The following is a 756-nucleotide window of genomic DNA, read 5'->3' as shown; positions in this document are numbered from 1 at the left end:
ACGGTTATTTCTGCACAGGCGATGCGAGACCCCGCTTAAGCCGCTGACATCTGGAGGCGTGTTCGCAAGGTGCTGATTTTTGGCGTTTTGTGGGTGGGCAGTCTTTGTCCAATAGACCTCGAAGGCCCTCGCGGAGCGGGTTCGGCAGACTTTCTCCACACGGTTATCCACAGGTTCTGTGGAATCCTGGTCGACTCAGAGGCGAGGAGGCTGGGGGGGATGCCGGCACCGCTACGGCACAGTTTGTGGCATCCGGAGCAAGTTCCGCTTGTAGCAGGGCTTGCTCTGTTAGCGGCCCCGTCTACTGACCCTCCAAGATGGTGGTCATGGACAACAGGGGGTGACACGCCCGAGCGCACGCGGGGGAATGTGGTGGTTGTAGGCGGCAGCATGTCTCCGTGCAGCGGAAGGCCGCGGCCGGCTAACTGGCTGCGCTGCGCGCCTCGCGCGTGGTCCGCGAGGGCGCCGGCGGATCAGGCGGGAGCCGCCGCCCCGAGGCGCGGCCAGAGGTCGCCCGGCGGCATGGGCCGGGCGTAGTAGAAGCCCTGTGCCTGGTCCACCCCGTGCCGGCTTAGGGCCTCGGCCTCCGCAGCGGTCTCCACGCCCTCGGCGACGGTCTCCATGCCCAGGCTGGCGGCGATTCCCACGGTCGCCCCGACGATCCGGCCGGAGACGGGGTCATCGAGGAGGCCCTGGGTGAAGCTGCGGTCGATCTTGACCTGCTGCGCCGGCAGCTGCTGGAGGTAGAGCAGCGAG

1 protein-coding gene is annotated in these 756 nt (G+C 67.2%); it reads right to left on the bottom strand.

Going from position 1 to position 756, the window contains the following annotated elements; all coding sequences use genetic code 11:
• Positions 1–473: 473 nt before the first annotated feature.
• The coding region (locus LRA98_RS12860; RefSeq protein WP_238640855.1) for an EAL domain-containing protein at positions 474–756 on the bottom strand (283 nt) is incomplete at its 5' end.

Source organism: Halorhodospira sp. M38 (assembly GCF_022227985.1).
Classification (GTDB): Bacteria; Pseudomonadota; Gammaproteobacteria; order Nitrococcales; family Halorhodospiraceae; genus Halorhodospira; species Halorhodospira halophila_A.
This window is presented reverse-complemented; position numbering and strand designations above follow the sequence as displayed.